The organism is Mesorhizobium sp. M0954 (assembly GCF_040319155.1).
Taxonomy (GTDB): domain Bacteria; phylum Pseudomonadota; class Alphaproteobacteria; order Rhizobiales; family Rhizobiaceae; genus Mesorhizobium.
In genome coordinates this window covers 1-18,440 of record NZ_JAMYNR010000013.1, presented here as the reverse complement: position 1 = coordinate 18,440, position 18,440 = coordinate 1, and the positions used below count along the sequence as shown (strand labels likewise).

23 protein-coding genes are annotated in these 18,440 nt (G+C 62.9%); 14 read left to right on the top strand and 9 right to left on the bottom strand.

The window, feature by feature from the left end:
- Positions 1–24 precede the first annotated feature (24 nt).
- Positions 25–1,059 (top strand): L-threonine 3-dehydrogenase, encoded by a 1,035-nt coding sequence (tdh, locus tag NKH93_RS18805; protein ID WP_352452270.1) that lies wholly within the window; start codon positions 25–27, stop codon positions 1,057–1,059.
- A gap of 18 nt (positions 1,060–1,077) precedes the next feature.
- Positions 1,078–1,701, top strand: coding sequence for a DUF4304 domain-containing protein (locus NKH93_RS18800; RefSeq protein WP_352922641.1), 624 nt, complete (start codon positions 1,078–1,080; stop codon positions 1,699–1,701).
- A 30-nt stretch (positions 1,702–1,731) separates the two neighbouring features.
- Here the strand turns inward: NKH93_RS18800 and NKH93_RS18795 are convergent, their stop codons facing one another.
- Positions 1,732–2,169: a MarR family winged helix-turn-helix transcriptional regulator gene (locus NKH93_RS18795; RefSeq protein ID WP_352971499.1), complete on the bottom strand. Its 438-nt coding sequence runs from the start codon at positions 2,167–2,169 to the stop codon at positions 1,732–1,734.
- A 154-nt stretch (positions 2,170–2,323) separates the two neighbouring features.
- On the opposite strand from NKH93_RS18795, the gene hmgA reads away from it, so the two are divergent.
- From hmgA to NKH93_RS18755, 8 genes are read left to right on the top strand one after another with little or no spacing between them, the layout of a single operon-like run.
- Positions 2,324–3,637, top strand: coding sequence for a homogentisate 1,2-dioxygenase (hmgA, locus tag NKH93_RS18790; RefSeq protein ID WP_352971342.1), 1,314 nt, complete (start codon positions 2,324–2,326; stop codon positions 3,635–3,637).
- Between the two features lie 10 nt (positions 3,638–3,647).
- Positions 3,648–4,511, top strand: coding sequence for an MBL fold metallo-hydrolase (locus tag NKH93_RS18785; protein WP_352971340.1), 864 nt, complete (start codon positions 3,648–3,650; stop codon positions 4,509–4,511).
- Positions 4,508–4,861, top strand: a complete 354-nt coding sequence (locus NKH93_RS18780) for a hypothetical protein (protein ID WP_352971338.1) — start codon at positions 4,508–4,510, stop codon at positions 4,859–4,861. The genes NKH93_RS18785 and NKH93_RS18780 overlap by 4 nt, the downstream gene beginning before the upstream one ends.
- Positions 4,862–4,878: 17 nt before the next feature.
- Positions 4,879–5,901 carry a fumarylacetoacetate hydrolase family protein gene (locus NKH93_RS18775; RefSeq protein WP_352682140.1) on the top strand — a complete coding sequence of 341 codons (1,023 nt, stop codon included), beginning with the start codon at positions 4,879–4,881 and terminating at the stop codon, positions 5,899–5,901.
- Positions 5,898–6,191, top strand: a complete 294-nt coding sequence (locus NKH93_RS18770; protein WP_352971336.1) for a hypothetical protein — start codon at positions 5,898–5,900, stop codon at positions 6,189–6,191. The genes NKH93_RS18775 and NKH93_RS18770 overlap by 4 nt, the downstream gene beginning before the upstream one ends.
- Before the next feature lie 4 nt (positions 6,192–6,195).
- The gene (locus NKH93_RS18765; protein WP_352971334.1) at positions 6,196–6,744 is read left to right on the top strand and encodes a DinB family protein; all 549 of its coding nucleotides are present in this window, start codon (positions 6,196–6,198) and stop codon (positions 6,742–6,744) included.
- 50 nt (positions 6,745–6,794) lie between these two features.
- The gene (locus NKH93_RS18760) at positions 6,795–7,049 is read left to right on the top strand and encodes a BrnT family toxin (protein ID WP_352820521.1); all 255 of its coding nucleotides are present in this window, start codon (positions 6,795–6,797) and stop codon (positions 7,047–7,049) included.
- On the top strand, positions 7,036–7,347 hold the full coding sequence (locus tag NKH93_RS18755; protein ID WP_352457131.1) for a BrnA antitoxin family protein: 312 nt from the start codon (positions 7,036–7,038) through the stop codon (positions 7,345–7,347). Before NKH93_RS18760 ends, NKH93_RS18755 begins: the two co-directional genes overlap by 14 nt.
- Positions 7,348–7,366: 19 nt before the next feature.
- On the opposite strand, the gene NKH93_RS18750 is transcribed toward NKH93_RS18755, so the two are convergent.
- On the bottom strand, positions 7,367–7,591 hold the full coding sequence (locus tag NKH93_RS18750) for a type II toxin-antitoxin system Phd/YefM family antitoxin (protein ID WP_352636607.1): 225 nt from the start codon (positions 7,589–7,591) through the stop codon (positions 7,367–7,369).
- 51 nt (positions 7,592–7,642) lie between these two features.
- Positions 7,643–8,755, bottom strand: coding sequence for a 4-hydroxyphenylpyruvate dioxygenase (gene hppD / locus NKH93_RS18745; RefSeq protein ID WP_352971331.1), 1,113 nt, complete (start codon positions 8,753–8,755; stop codon positions 7,643–7,645).
- A gap of 141 nt (positions 8,756–8,896) precedes the next feature.
- Here hppD and NKH93_RS18740 point away from each other — a divergent pair, with 141 nt between their 5' ends.
- Entirely contained in the window at positions 8,897–9,364 is a 468-nt protein-coding gene (locus NKH93_RS18740) for an Lrp/AsnC family transcriptional regulator (RefSeq protein ID WP_352682128.1), read from the top strand.
- Between the two features lie 262 nt (positions 9,365–9,626).
- Here NKH93_RS18740 and NKH93_RS18735 read toward each other — a convergent pair whose 3' ends face one another.
- From NKH93_RS18735 to aztA, 4 genes are all read right to left on the bottom strand, one after another.
- Positions 9,627–9,965 (bottom strand): protein tyrosine phosphatase family protein, encoded by a 339-nt coding sequence (locus NKH93_RS18735; protein ID WP_352473646.1) that lies wholly within the window; start codon positions 9,963–9,965, stop codon positions 9,627–9,629.
- 122 nt (positions 9,966–10,087) lie between these two features.
- A complete protein-coding gene (gene aztC, locus NKH93_RS18730; protein WP_352473647.1) occupies positions 10,088–11,029 on the bottom strand; it encodes a zinc ABC transporter substrate-binding protein AztC in 942 nt (313 codons plus the stop codon).
- 22 nt (positions 11,030–11,051) lie between these two features.
- Positions 11,052–11,927, bottom strand: coding sequence for a zinc ABC transporter permease AztB (aztB, locus tag NKH93_RS18725; protein WP_352457155.1), 876 nt, complete (start codon positions 11,925–11,927; stop codon positions 11,052–11,054).
- Entirely contained in the window at positions 11,927–12,739 is an 813-nt protein-coding gene (gene aztA / locus NKH93_RS18720; RefSeq protein ID WP_352922669.1) for a zinc ABC transporter ATP-binding protein AztA, read from the bottom strand. Before aztA ends, aztB begins: the two co-directional genes overlap by 1 nt.
- Positions 12,740–12,950: 211 nt before the next feature.
- Here aztA and NKH93_RS18715 point away from each other — a divergent pair, with 211 nt between their 5' ends.
- Complete coding sequence (locus tag NKH93_RS18715; protein WP_023674415.1) at positions 12,951–13,295, top strand: RidA family protein; 345 nt, start codon at positions 12,951–12,953, stop codon at positions 13,293–13,295.
- 117 nt (positions 13,296–13,412) lie between these two features.
- Here the strand turns inward: NKH93_RS18715 and hutC are convergent, their stop codons facing one another.
- Complete coding sequence (hutC, locus tag NKH93_RS18710) at positions 13,413–14,174, bottom strand: histidine utilization transcriptional repressor HutC (RefSeq protein ID WP_352682124.1); 762 nt, start codon at positions 14,172–14,174, stop codon at positions 13,413–13,415.
- On the bottom strand, positions 14,171–15,523 hold the full coding sequence (locus tag NKH93_RS18705; protein ID WP_352922672.1) for a formimidoylglutamate deiminase: 1,353 nt from the start codon (positions 15,521–15,523) through the stop codon (positions 14,171–14,173). Before NKH93_RS18705 ends, hutC begins: the two co-directional genes overlap by 4 nt.
- Before the next feature lie 98 nt (positions 15,524–15,621).
- On the opposite strand from NKH93_RS18705, the gene hutI reads away from it, so the two are divergent.
- On the top strand, positions 15,622–16,857 hold the full coding sequence (hutI, locus tag NKH93_RS18700) for an imidazolonepropionase (protein WP_352971326.1): 1,236 nt from the start codon (positions 15,622–15,624) through the stop codon (positions 16,855–16,857).
- Positions 16,854–18,389: a histidine ammonia-lyase gene (hutH, locus tag NKH93_RS18695; protein WP_352473653.1), complete on the top strand. Its 1,536-nt coding sequence runs from the start codon at positions 16,854–16,856 to the stop codon at positions 18,387–18,389. Before hutI ends, hutH begins: the two co-directional genes overlap by 4 nt.
- Positions 18,390–18,440: the final 51 nt, after the last annotated feature.

Below are 18,440 nucleotides of genomic sequence, written 5' to 3'. Positions count from 1 at the left end.
GACTAAGGTTCTGGGGACAAAAGAATGTCGAACATGATGAAGGCGCTGGTCAAGGCCAAGGCCGAGCCGGGCATCTGGATGGAAGAAGTGCCGGTGCCGGAAATCGGTCCGAACGACGTGCTGATCAAGATCAGGAAGACGGCGATCTGCGGCACCGACGTACACATCTACAATTGGGACCAGTGGGCGCAAAAGACCGTGCCGGTGCCGATGGTAACCGGCCATGAATTTGTCGGAACCGTCGCCGATTTCGGCACGGCGGTGACCGAGTACAAACTCGGCCAGCGGGTTTCCGGAGAAGGCCATATCGTCTGCGGCCATTGCCGCAACTGCCGGGCGGGCAGGGGGCATCTGTGCCGCAACACGCTCGGCGTCGGCGTCAACCGGCCGGGCGCCTTTGGCGAATACCTTGCGATCCCGCAGCACAATGTCGTGCCCATCCCCGACGATGTGCCGGACGAGATCGCCGCCATCTTCGATCCCCTGGGCAATGCCGTCCACACGGCCTTGTCTTTCGATCTGGTCGGCGAGGACGTGCTGGTCACCGGCGCCGGGCCGATCGGCATCATGGGTGCGCTGGTGGCGCAGTGCGTCGGCGCGCGAAAAGTGGTCATCACCGACATCAACCCGGTGCGCCTGGCACTGGCGAAAAAGCTCGGCGTCCAGCATGTCGTCGATGCGTCGAAGGAAAAGCTGCGCGACGTCATGCCGGCGCTCGGCATGACCGAGGGTTTTGACGTCGGCCTCGAAATGTCGGGCGCCGCACCTGCCTTCCGCGACATGATCGACACCATGAACAATGGCGGCAAGATCGCCATTCTCGGCATCGCGCCGACCGGCTTCGAGATCGACTGGAACAAGGTCATCTTCAAGATGCTGCATCTGAAAGGCATCTACGGCCGCGAGATGTTCGAGACCTGGTACAAGATGATCGCGCTGGTGCAGGGTCCTCTCGATGTCAGCGGCCTGATCACCCACCGCATCGGCATAGACGACTATATTTCGGGATTTGAGGCGATGAAGAGTGGCAATTCCGGCAAGGTGGTGATGGATTGGTGAGGCATATAGGGGTGCAAGATGGCGGATAGTGAGCACGGTCGCATCATTGCCTCGCAGGCAAAGATCGTACTGAAGCCCGCCGGATTTCAACGCAAAGGGAAGTCTCGAATCTGGATCGCCGATCGCGGCTTCTGGCTAAGTGTAGTCGAGTTCCAGCCCAGCTCTTGGTCCAAAGGCACTTACCTTAACGTAGCAGTCCACTGGCTCTGGGGTTCGCTCCCTGAAACAGTTACCTTCGATCGTCCTCAGCGCATTGGACAGTTCGTTCCGTTCGAGAGCCCGGCACAGTTTCTGCTCGCGGTTGATCAAATGGCCAAGAAGGCCGTCGAAATCGATCGGGTTCACCGATCAATGTTCCCTTCCGTGCAGGCGACAGCGACAATCCTCGTGAATGAATTGCAGCCGGGCGCCTACGGCGAGTGGGCGGCCTTCCACGCCGGGGTGGCGGCCGGTTTGGCTGGTGATTTTGAAACGGCAAGGCGGCTGTTTGAAAGCGCTCAGAGACATGCGGCTTCGCAGGCGCAGCTTCTCTTGGGCTACATCGATGATCCGATAGCATTTCGAAGCCGTGTCAGAGGCTTCATTGTAGCCGAACGCGCCTACTACGGTCTAGGAGCGTTACCTGCCGCAATAGCGATCTGATTTCTACGACGGTCAAACCCATGGAGGATTTCAACCCACTGTGAGTTTTGCCTCCAGCGCCGCTACCCCACTGACAATCGCCGCCCGCTCTTCCGCACCAAGCCTCTCCAGCAGCTCCCGCTCGAACTCCTTCGCCAGCGGCACCATTTCGCGATAAGCGGCAAGCCCCGCTTTGGTCAGCGTCAGATGCTCGACGCGACGGTCTTTCTCGTCTGGCGTGCGGGTCAGCCAGCCGCGCCGCTCGAGTTCGGCGACCGCGCGCGAAACCTTGGTCTTGTGCATGGCCGATTGCTCGCCGAGCGCCGTCGCCGTCATCGTGCCGTGCTGTCCAAGTCCCGCAAGCGTGCGCCATTCGGGCCGGGTCAGGCCGTGGCGGTCCTTGTATATCCTTGAGAATTCGCGGCTGACGGCATCGGCAAGCCGATAGAGCCGGTAAGGCAGGAAGGATTCCAGCTCGAGGATTTCCATGGTTGGCCCTGACTGGGCATGCTGGCGGCTCATGCCGAAATCACCGTTGATGGTTACATTTTCAATGGTTACAAATGAAACCGGTATGGTCAACTCGGAGCATCTTTGCGGATGCGCAAACGATGCTCCGAGACCATGAATTCGGGAGGATTCCATGGCCTATTCCTACATGCCGGGTTTCGGCAACGACTTCGAGACCGAGACTCTGCCGGGCTCGCTGCCGCAAGGGCGAAACTCGCCGCAGCGGCCGGCCTACGGCCTCTATGCCGAGCAGCTTTCGGGCTCTCCTTTCACCGCGCCGCGCGGCACCAATGAGCGCTCCTGGCTTTATCGGATAAGGCCGAGCGTCAGGCACACCGGTCGCTTCAAAGCGGCGAATTATCCGCTTTGGAAAAGCGCGCCGAACGTCGGCGACCATCAGCTCGCACTCGGCCAGTATCGCTGGAGCCCCGTGCCGATGCCGAAGGAACCGACCGATTTCATCGCCGGCATGCGCTCGATCACCACCGCCGGCGACGTGCTCGGCCAGACCGGCATGGCGGCACACGTCTATGTCGCCAATCGCTCGATGGCCTACGATCATTTCTTCAACGCCGACGGCGAGTTGCTGGTCGTGCCCCAGGCTGGAGCCTTGCGCTTCGTCACCGAGATGGGTGTTATCGAACTCAGGCCGGGCGAGATTGCCGTGCTGCCGCGCGGCCTGGTGTTCAAGGTCGAACTGGTCGATCCGCAAGTGCGCGGCTATGTCTGCGAAAATTACGGCGCCAAGCTGACGCTGCCGGATCGCGGCCCGATCGGCGCCAATTGCCTGGCCAATCCGCGCGATTTCAAGACGCCCTGCGCCTGGTTCGAGGACAAGGACACGCCCTGTCGGCTGATCGCGAAATGGTGTGGCCAGTTCCACGTCACCGAGATTGATCATTCACCGCTGGATGTGGTGGCGTGGCACGGCAATTATTCGCCCTACAAATATGATCTTGCGACCTTTTCGCCGGTCGGTGCGATCCTGTTCGACCACCCCGATCCGTCGATCTTCACCGTGCTGACCGCGCCGAGCGGCGAGGAAGGCACCGCCAATATCGATTTCGTCATCTTCCCGCCGCGCTGGCTTGTGGCGGAAAACACTTTCCGCCCGCCCTGGTATCACCGCAACATCATGAGCGAGTTCATGGGCCTGATTCATGGTCAGTACGATGCCAAGGAAGAGGGCTTCGTGCCGGGCGGCATCAGCCTGCACAACATGATGCTGGCTCACGGACCCGATGCGTCTGGTTTCGAAAAAGCCTCGCGCGCGGAGCTGAAACCGGTCAAGCTCGACAACACCATGGCCTTCATGTTCGAGACGCGCTTTCCGCAAATGGTGACCCGCTATGGCGCCGAGCTCGAAACCCGGCAGGACAATTACATCGACTGCTGGGCCGGCCTGAAGAAGCGCTTCAACGGCACGCCAGAGGGCGACTGGTCTTGAGCGCCGTCGCGTGACGGATCGTCTGGTGCTTCTGGGTTCGAAGGGTGGCCCGGCGCTGCGGCCGGGCGGCCCGTGGCCGAGTTCGTCGCTGCTGGAGATTGGCGGCCGCACCATCGTCGTCGATTGCGGGCTGGGCGTAACGCGCGGGCTGACCGATGCCGGCATCAGCCTGAAGGCGCTCGACCTGATCTTCATCACGCATTTGCACTCCGACCATGTTCTGGAACTCGGACCTTTCATCCACACCGCCTGGACCGCCGGCCTGGCGGCGCCCGTCACTTTGTTCGGCCCGCCCGGCATCGGCCATTATTGGCAGCGCTTTTGCCAGGCGATGGAGTTCGACATCGAGATCCGCATCGCCGATGAAGGCAGGCCGGATCTCCGCGACCTGGTCTCGATCGTCGAATTTGGTGAAGGCCAGGTGGCCGAAGAGCGCGGTCTCAAAATATCGGCGCTGCGTGTCGACCACCCGCCGGTGACGGACTGCTTTGCGCTGCGCTTCGATCATGCGGGGCAAGGCATCGTCTTTTCGTCGGATACGGCGTTCTTTCCGCCATTGGCGGATTTCGCCGAGGGCGCCGACATTCTGGTCCACGAGGCCATGCTGGAAGTGGGTATCGAGCGGCTGGTCGCGAAGACCGGCAACGGCGCAAGGCTGAGGGAACACCTGCTTGCCAGCCACAGCTTTGCCGAGGAGGCGGGCCGCATCGCCAGCGACGCAGGCGTCAAAAGACTGGTCGTCAACCACCTCATTCCGGCCGACGATCCCGAGATCGGCGAAGCCGACTGGATTGCCGCCGTCAGGAAAACATGGGCCGGCGACTTGACGATCGCCCGCGACGGCCTTGTTGTGGGGCTTGGGAGTGAGACGTGACCAAAGACAAGCTTTGGGAAGAGGTGGGCAAATCCGAGGAGACATCCTGGGCGCAGCTCTCCTTGTTTCTCGACAGAGTGGAAGACTTGCCGTCTTTTGTCCGGTTCCTCGATGCGTTGAGGAGGGATCGGGAAGACGCCGACCGCAAGGAGACTGCGATGCCGGGACCATCCGATCCCGGCTGGAACGGTTGGTACAACGGCTCGATCAGCACCTTTCTCGAATCGGCAGTCGCCTGGGCCGTCACCTGGACCGAAGACAGTCGGCGCGGCGACCCGGCGTTTCTAGCGGATGAAAATCCTTGGAAAGCCGCGGCCAGAATTATCTATGCCGGCAAATATTACGAATAAACGCCTTGGGAGGAAGCATGAAGCTTGCCACATTGAAGGACGGGACGCGCGATGGAAAGCTCGTCGTCGTCTCGCGCGACCTGACGCGGTTTACCGATGCTTCGTTCCTGGTGCGCACGCTGCAGGCCGCGCTCGACGACTGGCATCGCATCGCCCCGCATCTCGCTGCCATGGCGGAATCGTTGGAAAACAATGCGGTACCGTCCGCCCGCTTTCACGAGCACGACGCCCATTCGCCGCTGCCGCGCGCCTACCAATGGGCCGACGGCTCGGCCTATGTGAACCATGTCGAGCTGGTGCGAAAGGCGCGCGGTGCCGAGATGCCGGCAAGCTTCTGGACCGATCCGCTGATCTACCAGGGCGGCTCGGACGCTTTCCTCGCACCGCGCGACCCGATCCGCATGGTCGACGACACCCTTGGCATCGACATGGAAGGAGAGGTCGCCGTCATCGTCGACGATGTGCCGATGGGCGCAAGCCTCGATGAGGCGCGGGCGGCGATCCGGCTGGTCATGCTGGTCAACGATGTAACGCTGCGCGGCCTGACCGGACCCGAGCTCGCCAAGGGGTTCGGCTTCTACCAGTCGAAACCGTCATCTGCCTTTTCGCCGGTTGCGGTGACGCCGGACGAGCTGGGCGATGCCTGGGACGGCGGCAAGGTCAGCCTGCCGCTGCTGGTCGATCTCAACGGCAAGCCGTTCGGCCGGGCGAACGCCGGCATCGACATGACCTTCGACTTTCCGGCGCTGATTGTTCACGCCGCAAAAACGCGGCCGCTGGCCACCGGCACCATCGTCGGTTCGGGCACCGTCTCCAACAAGCTCGACGGCGGGCCGGGCAAGCCTGTCTCGGCGGGCGGCGCCGGCTATTCCTGCGTCGCCGAGCTGCGTATGATCGAGACCATCGAAACCGGCGAACCGAAAACGCCGTTCCTGCGCTTTGGCGATAGCGTGCGCATCGAGATGAAGGACAGGGGTGGGCATTCGATCTTCGGCGCCATCGAGCAGAGGGTCGAGAAGTACGAGGGGGCAAGAGAATGACGGGCGAGACATTCTATCTGCTGTGCGGTGTCTGGGCCCTTGTGATGCTGGCGATCTTCATCCTGGCGATCCGCCTGAGCTATCGCATCGAGGCGCGCTCGCCAGGCCTGACCAACCGCAGCGGCTTTCCGCGCAAGGCGGTGATGTTTCACACCGTCACCAACACGAATGTCGCGCTGGACCAGGAAACGCAAGCCATGCGGCGGCACATGATCGGGCTGCTGCTGATTGTTTTGGCTGGGTTTGCGCTTCTATGGGCGGGTGTGTCGCTATTCCGGGTCGCGCCGTGAAGTCATGGACCTGCTGAACCATTTCCGCCGCATGGCAGCCAACAATCTGTGGTCCAACGACCGGCTCTACCGCGCCGTGCTGCAGCTTGAGCCCGGCGAATTCGAAGCCGAACGGACGAGCTTCTTTCCGTCGATCAAGGCAACGCTGAACCACATCCTGGCGGTCGATCACCTCTATCTCGATTTTCTCGAAGAGGGCGGCGTCGGCGCCGCCGCCCATGACGATTTTGTGCCGTTCAATGATGCCAAGGCGCTTTTTGTTGCACAGGCGGAGGCCGATCGGCGGCTGATCGCCTTTTGCGGCCGCCTGTCGGCGGACGATCTCGAGCGCCGCGTTCTCACCGACCGGCGCGAGGACGGCATGATACCGGAACGGATCGGTGACCTGCTCGCCCATCTCTTCATCCACGACATCCATCATCGCGGCCAGGTGCACGCGATGCAGTCCGGCACCTCGGTGAAACCGCCGCAACTCGACGAGTTTTTCCTCGATTATGATCTGACACTCAGGAAAGCCGAGGTCGAGAGGTTGGTGCTCGAAAGTCGCAATTAGTTGTAGTTACGAAAATTATTGACTTAATTATTGTAGGTACATAAATTCTGATGAAGATCGTTTGGAACGAACCAAAACGGTTGGCCAACATTGACAGGCACGGCTTGGATTTTGCGGCGCTTGGTGACGAGTTTTTTCTTGCCTCGACAATCCGCACTGCCAAGGCCGGACGTCTCATGGCAATTGGCGGGATCATCGATGGCATCGTTGCGGTGGTTGCCCGGCTCGGTTCCGAGGGCATCTCGATAATTTCGGTGCGCCCGGCAAGTCCCGCGGAAAGGAGATTGTTCAATGGCAAAGCGTAAGGTGCGCACCGAGTTCGAAGCTGGTCGCGGCTACAGCAAAGAAGATTGGGAAGCCGTTTCGGAGAATCCGGAATGGACAGAGGAGGATTTTCGAAACGCTCGTCCTTTCGCCGAAGCGTTCCCTGAGCTTGCCGAAAGCATTCGCCGTTCGCGCGGCCGGCCGGCTCTCGATAATCCGAAGAAGCAGGTAACACTCCGTCTCGACAGTGACGTAGTCGCCCGCTTTCGTGCCGGCGGCCCCGGCTGGCAGAGCCGCATCAACGAGATTCTGCGCAAAGCCGCCGGCCTCGCCAAATAGACGTTTGCCTGTGACAGCGTCATTTGGCATACCCGTCCCATTCGGGACCGAGTTCGTCAAAATCGTCGGCAATCCTGATTTTGCCCTTCATGGCGCCGACACGAGGCAGGGACTCGGGCACGGCTAACGGCACGAGGCGCGCCGCAACCTTGCCGCGACGGGTAATCACAATCTCTTCGCCAGCTTCCGCGCGGCTGACGAGTTCCGACAGTCTAGCCTTGGCCTCTGCGATAGCAATGTTCATGGCCAGAGTCTGAGCTACTACTGACCGAATCGCAAGAAGTCCGGTGCAGCCTTACTCCGCCGCCTGCACCTTCAGCACGCCGCGCTTGATCTGGTCCTGCTCGATCGATTCGAACAAGGCGCGGAAATTGCCCTCGCCAAAGCCTTCGTCGCCCTTCCTCTGGATGAACTCGAAGAAGATCGGGCCGATCACTGTCCTGGAAAAGATCTGCAGCAGGATCTTGGTCGTGCCGCCGTCGACGACGCCTTCGCCGTCGATCAGGATACCGTGCTTCTTCATGCGCTCGATCGGCTCTTCATGGCCGTTCACGCGGGCATAAGACATGTCGTAATAGGTCTCCGGCGGGCCCGGCATGAACTTCAGGCCGTTGGCGGCGAGCCTGTCGGTGCCGCCGTAGATGTCGTCGGTGCCGACGGCGATGTGCTGGATGCCCTCGCCATTATACTTCTTCAGATATTCGGCGATCTGGCTGGTCTCGTCCTTGGACTCGTTGAGCGGGATGCGGATCTTGCCGCAGGGCGAGGTGATGGCGCGGCTGACCAGGCCGGTGATCTTGCCGTCGATGTCGAAGAAATGGATCTGCTTGAAACCGAACAGGTCGCGATAGAAATCCCACCATTTGTCCATCTGGCCGCGATAGACATTGTGGGTGAGGTGGTCGAGGTAATAGAAGCCGACGCCTTCCGGCTTCGGGTCACGCTCGCCCAGCCAGTCGAACTCGGCATCATAGGCCGAGCCCTTCTCGCCGTAGGTTTCGATGAAATAGAGCAGAGACCCGCCGATACCGACGATCGCCGGCACATCGAGCGTCTTGTCGTTGCCTTCATAGGGCGTCGCGCCCTTGGCCACCGCGTGATCGAAGGCATGCCTTGCATCGACCACCCGCCACGCCATCGAGGCGGCGCAAGGGCCGTGCTTGTCGACGAATTTCATGGCATGCGAGCCGGGTTCGGCATTGACGACATAGTTGATGTCGCCCTGCCGCCAGACGGTGATGTCCTTGCTGCGGTGCTTGGCCACCGGCACATAGCCCATGCGGGTGAACAACTCGGCGAGCTTTTCCGGCTTGGCATGCGCGAATTCGACGAACTCGAAGCCGTCGGTACCGGCGGGATTGGTTTTGCTGATCGTGGCGGGCGGTGCGTCGTGCGGGAAGGGACCCATGGCAGTATCCTCCAAAGCTGTTGTTGGCCGGGAAAAGCCATCTCAACACAATGATAACGCGGACGCGGTGCATGGTGCTTGCATTCAAACGCTTGAAATGATCAGATAATGCGTGAATTGTGCATATGTTTGGAAAAATCCATGGATGACGCGCGCATCGACCGGTTTGACCGCAAGATAATGGCTCTGCTGCAGGGCGATGCACGGCTGACCAACAACGATCTGTCGGAACGGGTGAACCTGTCGGCGTCGCAATGCTCGCGCCGTCGCCAGCGGCTGGAGGAGGACGGTTATATCAAGGGCTACCGGGCGGTGCTCGACCGCGACAAGCTCGGCTTTTCCCTGGTCAACGTCATTTCGGTGACGCTCGCCACCCACAACCGCGACAATGCGCGGCGTTTCGGCGAATTGGTGGCGCGGCTGCCGCAAGTGCAGGAAGCGCACGCGCTGACCGGCGAGATGGATTATATATTGAAAGTGGTGACGCCCGATCTCAAATCATTGTCGGAGTTCGTCAACGGCGTGCTGCTGCCGCACGAATCGGTGCAGCATGTGAAGACGGCGATCGTGCTTGAGACATTGAAGGAAACCGGCGCGCTGCCGATTTAGCCCAGACGGCTTTTCGTTAGATATGGCGGAGGGACAGCACCCAGGACAGCACCCCCCTCTGGCCTGCCGGCCATCTCCCCCTCAAGTGGGGAGATTGGCAGCTCTGACCTCGCTGCCCACTCCGCAACGCTGAAAATTGGCGAAAGCCAACGCGACATCCAATCTCCCCACTTGAGGGGGAGATGTCCGGCAGGACAGAGGGGGGTGTGAAGGATCGCCACAGTGCGGAACTTGACTTCCTCCGCTCGGAACGTGAGGCCTCTCACCCCTTCGACTGCTTGATCAGCCCATAGAGATTGGTGCAGCGGGCGCCGGAGCGGCAATAGGCGAAGACCGGGCTTTCGAGTTCGTCAAGCGCCTCGGCCTGGTCTTCGACATTCTCGGCCGTGATCTGGCCGCTGATGACAGGGATGTAGCGGAAGGCGAGCCCGGCGCCCTCGACCGCCGCTTTGACGGTGTCGGCCGATGGCTGGCCGGGCTGCTCGTCGTCCGGCCGGTTGCAGATCACGCTCTTGAAGCCGGCGGCCTTGATGGTCGCGACATCTTCGGGCTGGATCTGGCCGGAGACCGAATAGTCCTCGCTGATCTGACGGTATTCCATGGCGGTGTCCTCGCAATCTGGCTAGCGGCAGTCTTGCCACTCCCGGACCCGGTCGGCAACCGCCGTTAGATAGAAATCCGGCCGGGCAATTTCAGCCCGACCGGATGGAGTGACTAGACAGCTCAGCTGCCGAGGATCGCGCCTTTGATCTGGGCGATGTTATTGTGCATCAGGTCGATATAGGTCGCGGCCGGGCCGTCGGGCTGCGACAGCGCATCGGAATAGAGCGTGCCGCCCACCTTGATGCCGGTCTCGCTGGCGATCTGCTCGATCAGCCGCGGGTTGGTGATGTTCTCGACGAAGATCGCCGCCGCCTTGTCCTGCTTCACCTGGCTGACCAGCTTGGCGACGTCGGCGGCGGAGGGCTCCGACTCGGTCGACACGCCTTCCGGGGCCAGGAACGTCAAGCCGTAGGCCTGCTCGAAATAGCCGAAGGCGTCATGCGAGGTGATGACGACGCGCTTCTCCTGCGGGATCGACTGGATCGCCGCCTGCACTTCGCCCTCAAGCGCCTCGAGCTTTTGCGTATAGGCGGCTGCATTGGCCTTGTAGCTGTCGCAACCCGCAGCGTCGGCCGTGCAAAAGGCGTCGGCGATGTTCTTCACATAGATCTTGGCATTGGCGATCGACTGGAAGGCATGCGGATCGGTGACCGTCTTGCCGCCATCGGTTTCTGCGCCTTCGGCGGCATCGGCCTCGGCGAATTCGGGTTTGAAATTGATCGGCGTGACCCCCTTGGTCAGCACGGCAATCGAAGCCTTGGTGGCGCTGGCGTCGACCAGGCGCTGCAGAAAACCTTCGAAATGCAGGCCGTTGACCAGCACGATGTCGGCCTTGGCCATCGTCACAGCATCGGCGGGGCTCGGCTCGTAGACGTGGGCGTCGCCGTCAGGCCCGACGATGGTGGTCAGATCGATGCGGTCGCCGCCGACATTCTTGGCGAAATCGGCGATGATCGTGAAGCTGGCGACCACCTTCAAAGGCTCTGCGAAGGCCGAAGATGCGCCAAAGGCGGTTAATGTTATAACGCTCACGGCCAAAGCGGCGCGGATCGATTTCAGCATGGACAGTTTCTCCTTGTTGGGATCAGGCAGTTCTGTGGCGGTGATGGACGATGCGGGCGCGCAGGATGCCGCGCGTGCCGAACAGGATCGAGGCGAAATAGACGACGCCGGCGGACAGGATGATGGCCGGGCCGGACGGCAATGACGCATGGTAGGACAACAGCAGCCCGGCAATACAGGAGGCAAAGCCGATTACTGTGGCCAGCACGCACATCGGCTCGACGCGCGAGGTCCAGAAGCGGGCCGCCGCTGCCGGCAGCATCATCAGCCCGACCGACAGCAAGGTGCCGAGCGCCTGGAAGCCGCCGACGAGGTTGAGCACGACGAGGCCGAGAAAGATGAAATGCACCGGGCTGCCCATCCGGCTGACCGAGCGCAGGAACAAAGGGTCGAGGCATTCGGCGACCAGCGCCCGCCAGAAGATGGCGAGGCTGACCAGCGTCACCACGACGATGCCGCCGATCAGCGTCAGCGCCTCGTTGTTGAGCGCCAGCACGGTGCCGAAGAGCACATGCATGAGATCGACGCTGGAGCCGCGGATCGACACCATGAGCACGCCGATGGCCAGCGAAATCAGATAGAAGGCCGCCATGGAGGCGTCCTCGCGCTGGATGGTGAAGCGCGAGACGGCGCCGGCGCCGAGCGCCACGATGATGCCGGCGATCAGTCCGCCGATCGTCATCGGCAGGATCTCCAGGCCATAGAACAGGAAGCCGGCGGCAGCACCCGGCAGGATGGCATGCGCCATGGCGTCGCCGGACAGGCTCATGCGCCGCAGCATCAGGAACACGCCGACCGGGCAGGCGCCGAGCGACAGCATCATCGAACCGGCAAGCGCCCGCTGCATGAAGGCGTAGTCGGCGAAAGGAGCGACGAACAGACCGTAAAGCACCTCCATCATGCCGCCCTCGGCCCGGAGCCGTGATAATGGTCGTGGTCATGGCCGTGCTCGTGGCCACTGTGCTCGTGATCATGCTCGCCGGGCTCACACCATGGCGCGTTGTCCTCCCAGGCTTCGTGGAAGCGGCGCGCGCGCAACAGATTCTCCGGCTGCAGCGTCTCCCTGGTCTCGCCCCAGGCGATCGGCTGGCGCGCCAGGAGCAGTGTTTCGGGGAAATTCTGCCGCACCAGATCGAGATCGTGGACCACAACCATGATCGTGCGTTCCTCGCCGTGCCAGCGCTTGATCAGCGCGATCAGGTCGCCGACCGTCTTGGCATCGACAGCGTTGAACGGCTCGTCGAGCAGGATGAGCTCGGCATCCTGCAACAGCACGCGGGCAAACAGCGTGCGCTGCAGCTGGCCGCCCGACAGTGTGTCGATCGGCCGCTTCTCGAAACCGCCTAGGCCGACGGCCATCAGCGCCTTGCTGACCGAGTCGCGGTCTTCCCTTGTATAGCGGCCGAGCATGCCGCGCCGCGGCCACAGGCCAAGCGAAACCAGGTCGACGACCCGGGCCGGAAAGGAGCGGTCGAGCTCCGATTGCTGCGGCAGATAGGCGGCGCGTACGCCGGGCGCCCGGATCACCGTGCCGGCCATCGGCTTCAGGACGCCGACAATGCCCTTCATCAGCGTCGACTTGCCGGAGCCGTTGGCGCCGACGACCGCCGTCAGCGATCCCTTGCGGATTGTTCCATTGAGGTGGTGGACCGCAGGATGGCTATTGTAGCCCAGCGTCAGGTCGCGGAAGGTCAGGCAGGTTTGGCTCATGTGACGATCCATGGGGCGATGATCGGTGCTGCAGGGGCGGATTCGATATGTGATGTTATTACATTAGTCAACAAGCCAATCGGGCGGAATTGCGGCCGGGCCGTCTTGTTGTGTGCTTTGGCTTGGCTCAAGAAGTTCCGCTCGAGCGGCCTTGCCCCCGGCGAACCCGGCCCCTAAACAGGCGCAGCGACAAGAGGAGAAGGAATATCCAATGAGCATTCGTCGTATCGATGTAGGCCCGCGCATGAGCCAGATCGTCATCCACGGCAACACCGTCTATCTGGCCGGTCAGGTCGGCAAGCCGGGCGGAAACGTCGGTGCCCAGACCAGGGACATTCTGGCGGCGATCGACGAATTGCTGGCCAAGGCCGGCACCGACAAAACCAAGATCCTGCAGGCGATCATCTGGCTGGCCGACATGAGCACCTTTGCCGAGATGAACGCGGAGTGGGACAAATGGGTGCCGCAAGGCAACACGCCGGCCCGCGCCACCGGCGAAGCCAAGCTTGCCGGACCGGAATATCTGGTCGAGATTATTGTTACCGCGGCGATTTGAGGGTCTTTACCCTCCCCCTCGAGGGTAGGGTCGGCGAGGTTGCACCGACCCCACCCCGCGTCACAAAATGCCGCCATGCGGCAATTTGCTCCGCGACCCTCCCCTCGAGGGGGAGGGTTACCCCCTTGACGGCGTGAACCGCGCCACCAGCGTGTGGTTCTCTGCCGCATAGGTGAACCGGACATGGGTGACGGGGTGCTCGGCGCTCCATGTCCGCCGCTCGATCACCAGGCACGGCGCACCGGTCTGGATGTCGAGCGCCGCCGCGATGTGCTTTTCGGCGGCAACGGCGCGAATCCGATGCTCGGCGGCACTCCACGGCACGCGCCCGATCAGCCACGGACCGGGCGCCGTGTCGAAAAACGCCTCTTCGACAGCCTCCGGCACGGCGGCCAGATTGATCAGCCGCTGCTCGTGGGCGAACGGCCGCTTGCCGGCGAAATGCCGGCATTCCAGCACCAGCACCGGCCCGGCGACGTCGAGTTCCAGCAGGGCGCGGTCGTCGGCGCTGCTGCGCCTTCTGTTTCGCGCCATGCGCTCATAGCGGTAGGGCAGGCCAAGTGCCTCGACCTCGATCCGGATGTCGTGGATTTCGAGAACGGCTGCCTGCGACTGCGGCTGGCGGACAAAACTGCCGGAGCGACGCCGGCGCTCGATCAGCCCGGCCTTGGCCAGTTGCGACAGTGCCTTGTTCACTGTCATGCGCGAACATCTGTATTCGGCCGTCAGTTCATGCTCGAACGGGATGCGGTGGCCGGGCGCCCAGGCACCCGACAGGATCCGTTCGCTGATGTCCGACAGGATGCGCTGGTGCAGCGAAAGAACCTCGCCGCCGTCCGCGCTTCCGGAATCCGCGCTTATTGTCCCGATCATGCTCATGCCGAAAGCGCCGTCATCACCTTGCGGAAGCGCTCGGCGATGGCATCGCGCCTGGCATGCATGCCGCCGCTGACCAGTTTCTTGCCATGCACCCAGACGCAATCGACCTTGGTGCCGTTGGCAAAAATCCAGGCATCAAGGATTGCATCGCCCGTCTTGCCGGCCAGCGATGGATGCTTGCCGTCGAGCGAGACGAAATCGGCCGAGGCACCTGCTGCGATCTGCGAGAGGCCGGCGCCCAGCGCGGCACTGCCACCATCGAGCGCGGCATCGAACAAAGCACGGCCGGTCGAGCCGCCGGCCACCGCCAGCACGTTGCGGGCGCGGTGGGCGAGGCGCTGCGAATATTCGAGCTGCCGCAACTCGTCCGGCAGGCCGATCAGTACGTTTGAATCCGAGCCGATGCCGAAGCGGCCGCCATGCTGCATGAACAAGGACGCGGCAAAGGTGCCGTCGCCGAGATTGGCCTCGGTGATCGGGCAGAGGCCGGCAACGGCGCCGCTTTTCGTCATTTGCACCGTCTCGGTCTCGGTCATGTGGGTGGCGTGGATGAGACACCAGCGCCGGTCGACCTTGGCGTTGGCAAGCAGCCATTCGACCGGCCGCGCCCCGGACCAGGCAAGGCAGTCCTCGACCTCCTTCATCTGCTCGGCGATGTGGATGTGGATAGGCCCCTCCGGCGCCATCACCGTGATGTCTTCCAGTTCCTCCGGTGTCACGGCACGCAGGCTGTGCGGGGCGACGCCGACGACGCCTTGATTCAGCGCGCGAATGGATTCTCGGCATTTCTCAACAAGCCGCGAGAACTGGTTCACATCGTTGATGAACCGGCGCTGGCCTTCATTTGGCGCAGCGCCGCCGAAAGAGGAATGCGCGTAGAACACGGGCAGCAAAGTCAGCCCGATGCCTGTCTCGGACGCTGCGGCAACGATGCGCTGCGCCATCTCGGCGATGTCAGCATAGTGCCGGCCGTCACGGTCGTGGTGGAGATAGTGAAACTCGCCGACGCGCGAGAACCCGGCCTCCAGCATCTCGACATAGAGCTGGGCCGCGACCGCCTCGACCTGGTCCGGCGTCATCGACAGCGCGAAACGGTACATCACCTCGCGCCAGCTCCAGAAACTGTCGGCGGAAGGGCCGCGCAATTCAGCAAGGCCGGCCATGCCGCGCTGGAAGGCATGGCTGTGCAGGTTCGGCATGCCGGACAAAAGGATGGCACGGCGCTCGTCGCCGGGCAGGAGCGAGGTATTCGCCTCGACCGTGGCGATCCTGCCGTCGGAGATGACGATCCGCACATTGCTGTGCCAGCCGTCGGGCAGAAGCGCCTGTTCTGCAAAGATTGCTGTCACGTTTTTCTCCAAATCCCGGTCTGCCGTGCCATGATAGCGCTTGCAGTGCCTTTTCATATGTATATACATAATCGTCACCTATTGAAACGGAAAAGATGATGGCTGCAGAGAGCAAAAGCCGGGCAGGGGAGGTTCGCCTCTGGCGCAATGCGCGCCTCGCGACCATGGCCGAAAGCAGCCCCGGGTCAGGCGTTGTCGAGCACGGTGCAATCGCCGTGCGCAACGGCCGGATCGTCTATGCCGGGCCGGAAGCCGACATGCCGGCGGCTCTCCGCGAGGGCGCCGAGGCGACCGACTGCGAAGGCCGCTGGATTACGCCCGGCCTGATCGACTGCCACACCCATCTGGTTCACGCCGGCAACCGTGCCAATGAATTCGAGATGCGGCTGGCCGGCGCCAGCTATGAGGAGGTTGCCAAGGCCGGCGGCGGCATCGTTTCCTCGGTCAAGGCATTGCGCGCGGCGAGTGAGGACGAACTGGTCGCCCAGTCGCAGCCGCGCCTCGACGCGCTGATCGCCGAAGGCGTCACCACCGTGGAGATCAAATCCGGCTACGGTCTCGACCTCCAAAACGAGAAGAAGTCGCTGCGCGCCGCACGACGGCTCGGCGGTGAGCGGCCGGTGACGGTCAGGACCACTTTCCTCGGCGCTCATGCACTGCCGCCCGAAGCAAAAGGCGACAAGGACGCCTTTATCGATCTTGTCGCCAACGAGATTTTGCCGGCCGTCGTTGCTGAGGGCCTGGCCGATGCCGTCGACGGTTTTTGCGAAGGCATTGCCTTTTGGCCGGAGCAGATCGCCCGCGTGTTCGATGCCGCAAAGGCGGCGGGCCTGCCGGTCAAGCTCCATGCGGACCAGCTGTCCAATCTGCACGGCGCCGAACTTGCGGCGCGCTATGGTGCGCTATCGGCCGACCACCTCGAATACACCGACGAGGCCGGTGCGGCGGCGATGGCGAAGGCCGGAACCGTGGCGACCATCCTGCCCGGCGCCTACTACTTCATCCGCGAGACCAAGAAGCCGCCGATCGCCTTGTTTCGCCAGCATGGCGTCAGGATGGCCGTTGCCACCGACAACAATCCCGGCACGTCGCCGCTGACCTCGCTGCTGCTGACCATGAACATGGCCGCGACGTTGTTCGGCCTGACCGTCGATGAGTGCCTTGCCGGCGTTACCCGCGAGGCTGCCCGCGCACTCGGGCTGCTTGGACAGACCGGTACGCTGGAGGCCGGAAAATCCGCCGATCTGGCGATCTGGAACGTCGAGCGCCCGGCCGAACTCGTCTACCGCATGGGCTTCAACCCGCTGCATGCCCGCATCTGGAGGGGACAATGACCGAACTCAAGCTAAGGCCGGGCAATGCCACGCTGGCCGATTGGCGCGCCATCTATCGCGGCGCCGCACTGAGGCTCGACGATGCCTGCCGGCCGAAGATCAAGGCCAGCGCCGAGGCCGTCGCCAGGATCGTTGCCAAGGGCGAGCCGGTCTATGGCATCAATACCGGCTTCGGCAAGCTGGCCAGCGTCCGCATCCCCGCCGCCGACCTGGAAACGTTGCAGCGAAACATCGTGCTGTCCCATGCCGCCGGCGTCGGCGAGCCGATGCCCGTCGCAATCTGCCGGCTGATGATGGCGCTGAAGCTGGCCAGCCTGGCACAGGGCGCCTCCGGCGTGCGGCCGCGGACGATCGAACTGCTCGAGGCGATGCTGGCCAACGACGTTATCCCCGTGGTGCCGGCGCAAGGCTCGGTCGGCGCTTCCGGCGACCTTGCGCCGCTGTCGCACATGACCGCCGTGATGATCGGCGTCGGCGAGTGCTTTACCCCGCACGGCCGCTTTCCCGCCAAGGTCGCCTTCGTTTCGCACGGCCTGGAGCCGGTGACACTGGGCGCCAAGGAAGGCCTGGCACTGCTCAACGGCACCCAGTTTTCGACCGCCTATGCGCTTGCCGCTTTGTTCGAGGCGGAAGTGCTCTACCAGTCGGCACTGGTCGCCGGCGCGCTGTCGACCGATGCCGCCAAGGGCTCCGACGCTCCGTTCGATCCACGCATCCATCTGCTCAGGAAACATCGCGGCCAGATCGAGACGGCCGAGGCGTTGCGCAATTTGATGGCCGGCAGCGCCATCCGTGAATCGCACCGCGTCGGCGACGAGCGTGTGCAGGATCCGTATTGCCTGCGCTGCCAGCCGCAGGTGATGGGCGCAGCACTCGACGTGCTCCGCAAGGCCGCCGAGACGCTCGGCACCGAGGCCAACGGCGTCACCGACAATCCGTTGATCTTTGCCGAGGACGACTCCGCACTTTCGGGCGGCAATTTCCATGCCGAGCCGGTCGCCTTCGCCGCCGACATGATCGCACTCGCCGTCTGCGAGATCGGCTCGCTGTCGGAGCGGCGCATCGCCATGCTGGTCGATCCGGCGCTGTCGGGCATGCCGGCCTTTCTCACGCCCAAGCCGGGTCTGAATTCCGGTTTCATGATCCCTCAGGTCACGGCGGCAGCACTGGTTTCTGAAAACAAGCAAAAGGCCTATCCGGCCAGCGTCGATTCGATCCCGACCTCGGCCAACCAGGAAGACCACGTCTCGATGGCGGCGCATGGCGCGCGCCGCCTCATCGGCATGGTCGAGAATGCGACGGCCGTCATCGGCATCGAATTGCTGGCCGCCGCGCAAGGCTGCGATTTCCACGCACCGCTGGCCTCGAGCGCGGCACTGGAGGCGGTGCGCCGGCTGGTCAGGGCAGAGGTGCCGCATCTCGACAACGACCGGCACTTCCACCCCGACATGGAGAAGGCCATCGCCATGATACGCAGCGGCGCGGCGGTGAAGGCCGCGGGTGCGGTGAAACTGCCGGGCGTTGCGTCATGAGGCGGTGTACCGTCACAGGCCGCGTTCTGTCGCGCCCCCCTCTGTCCTGCC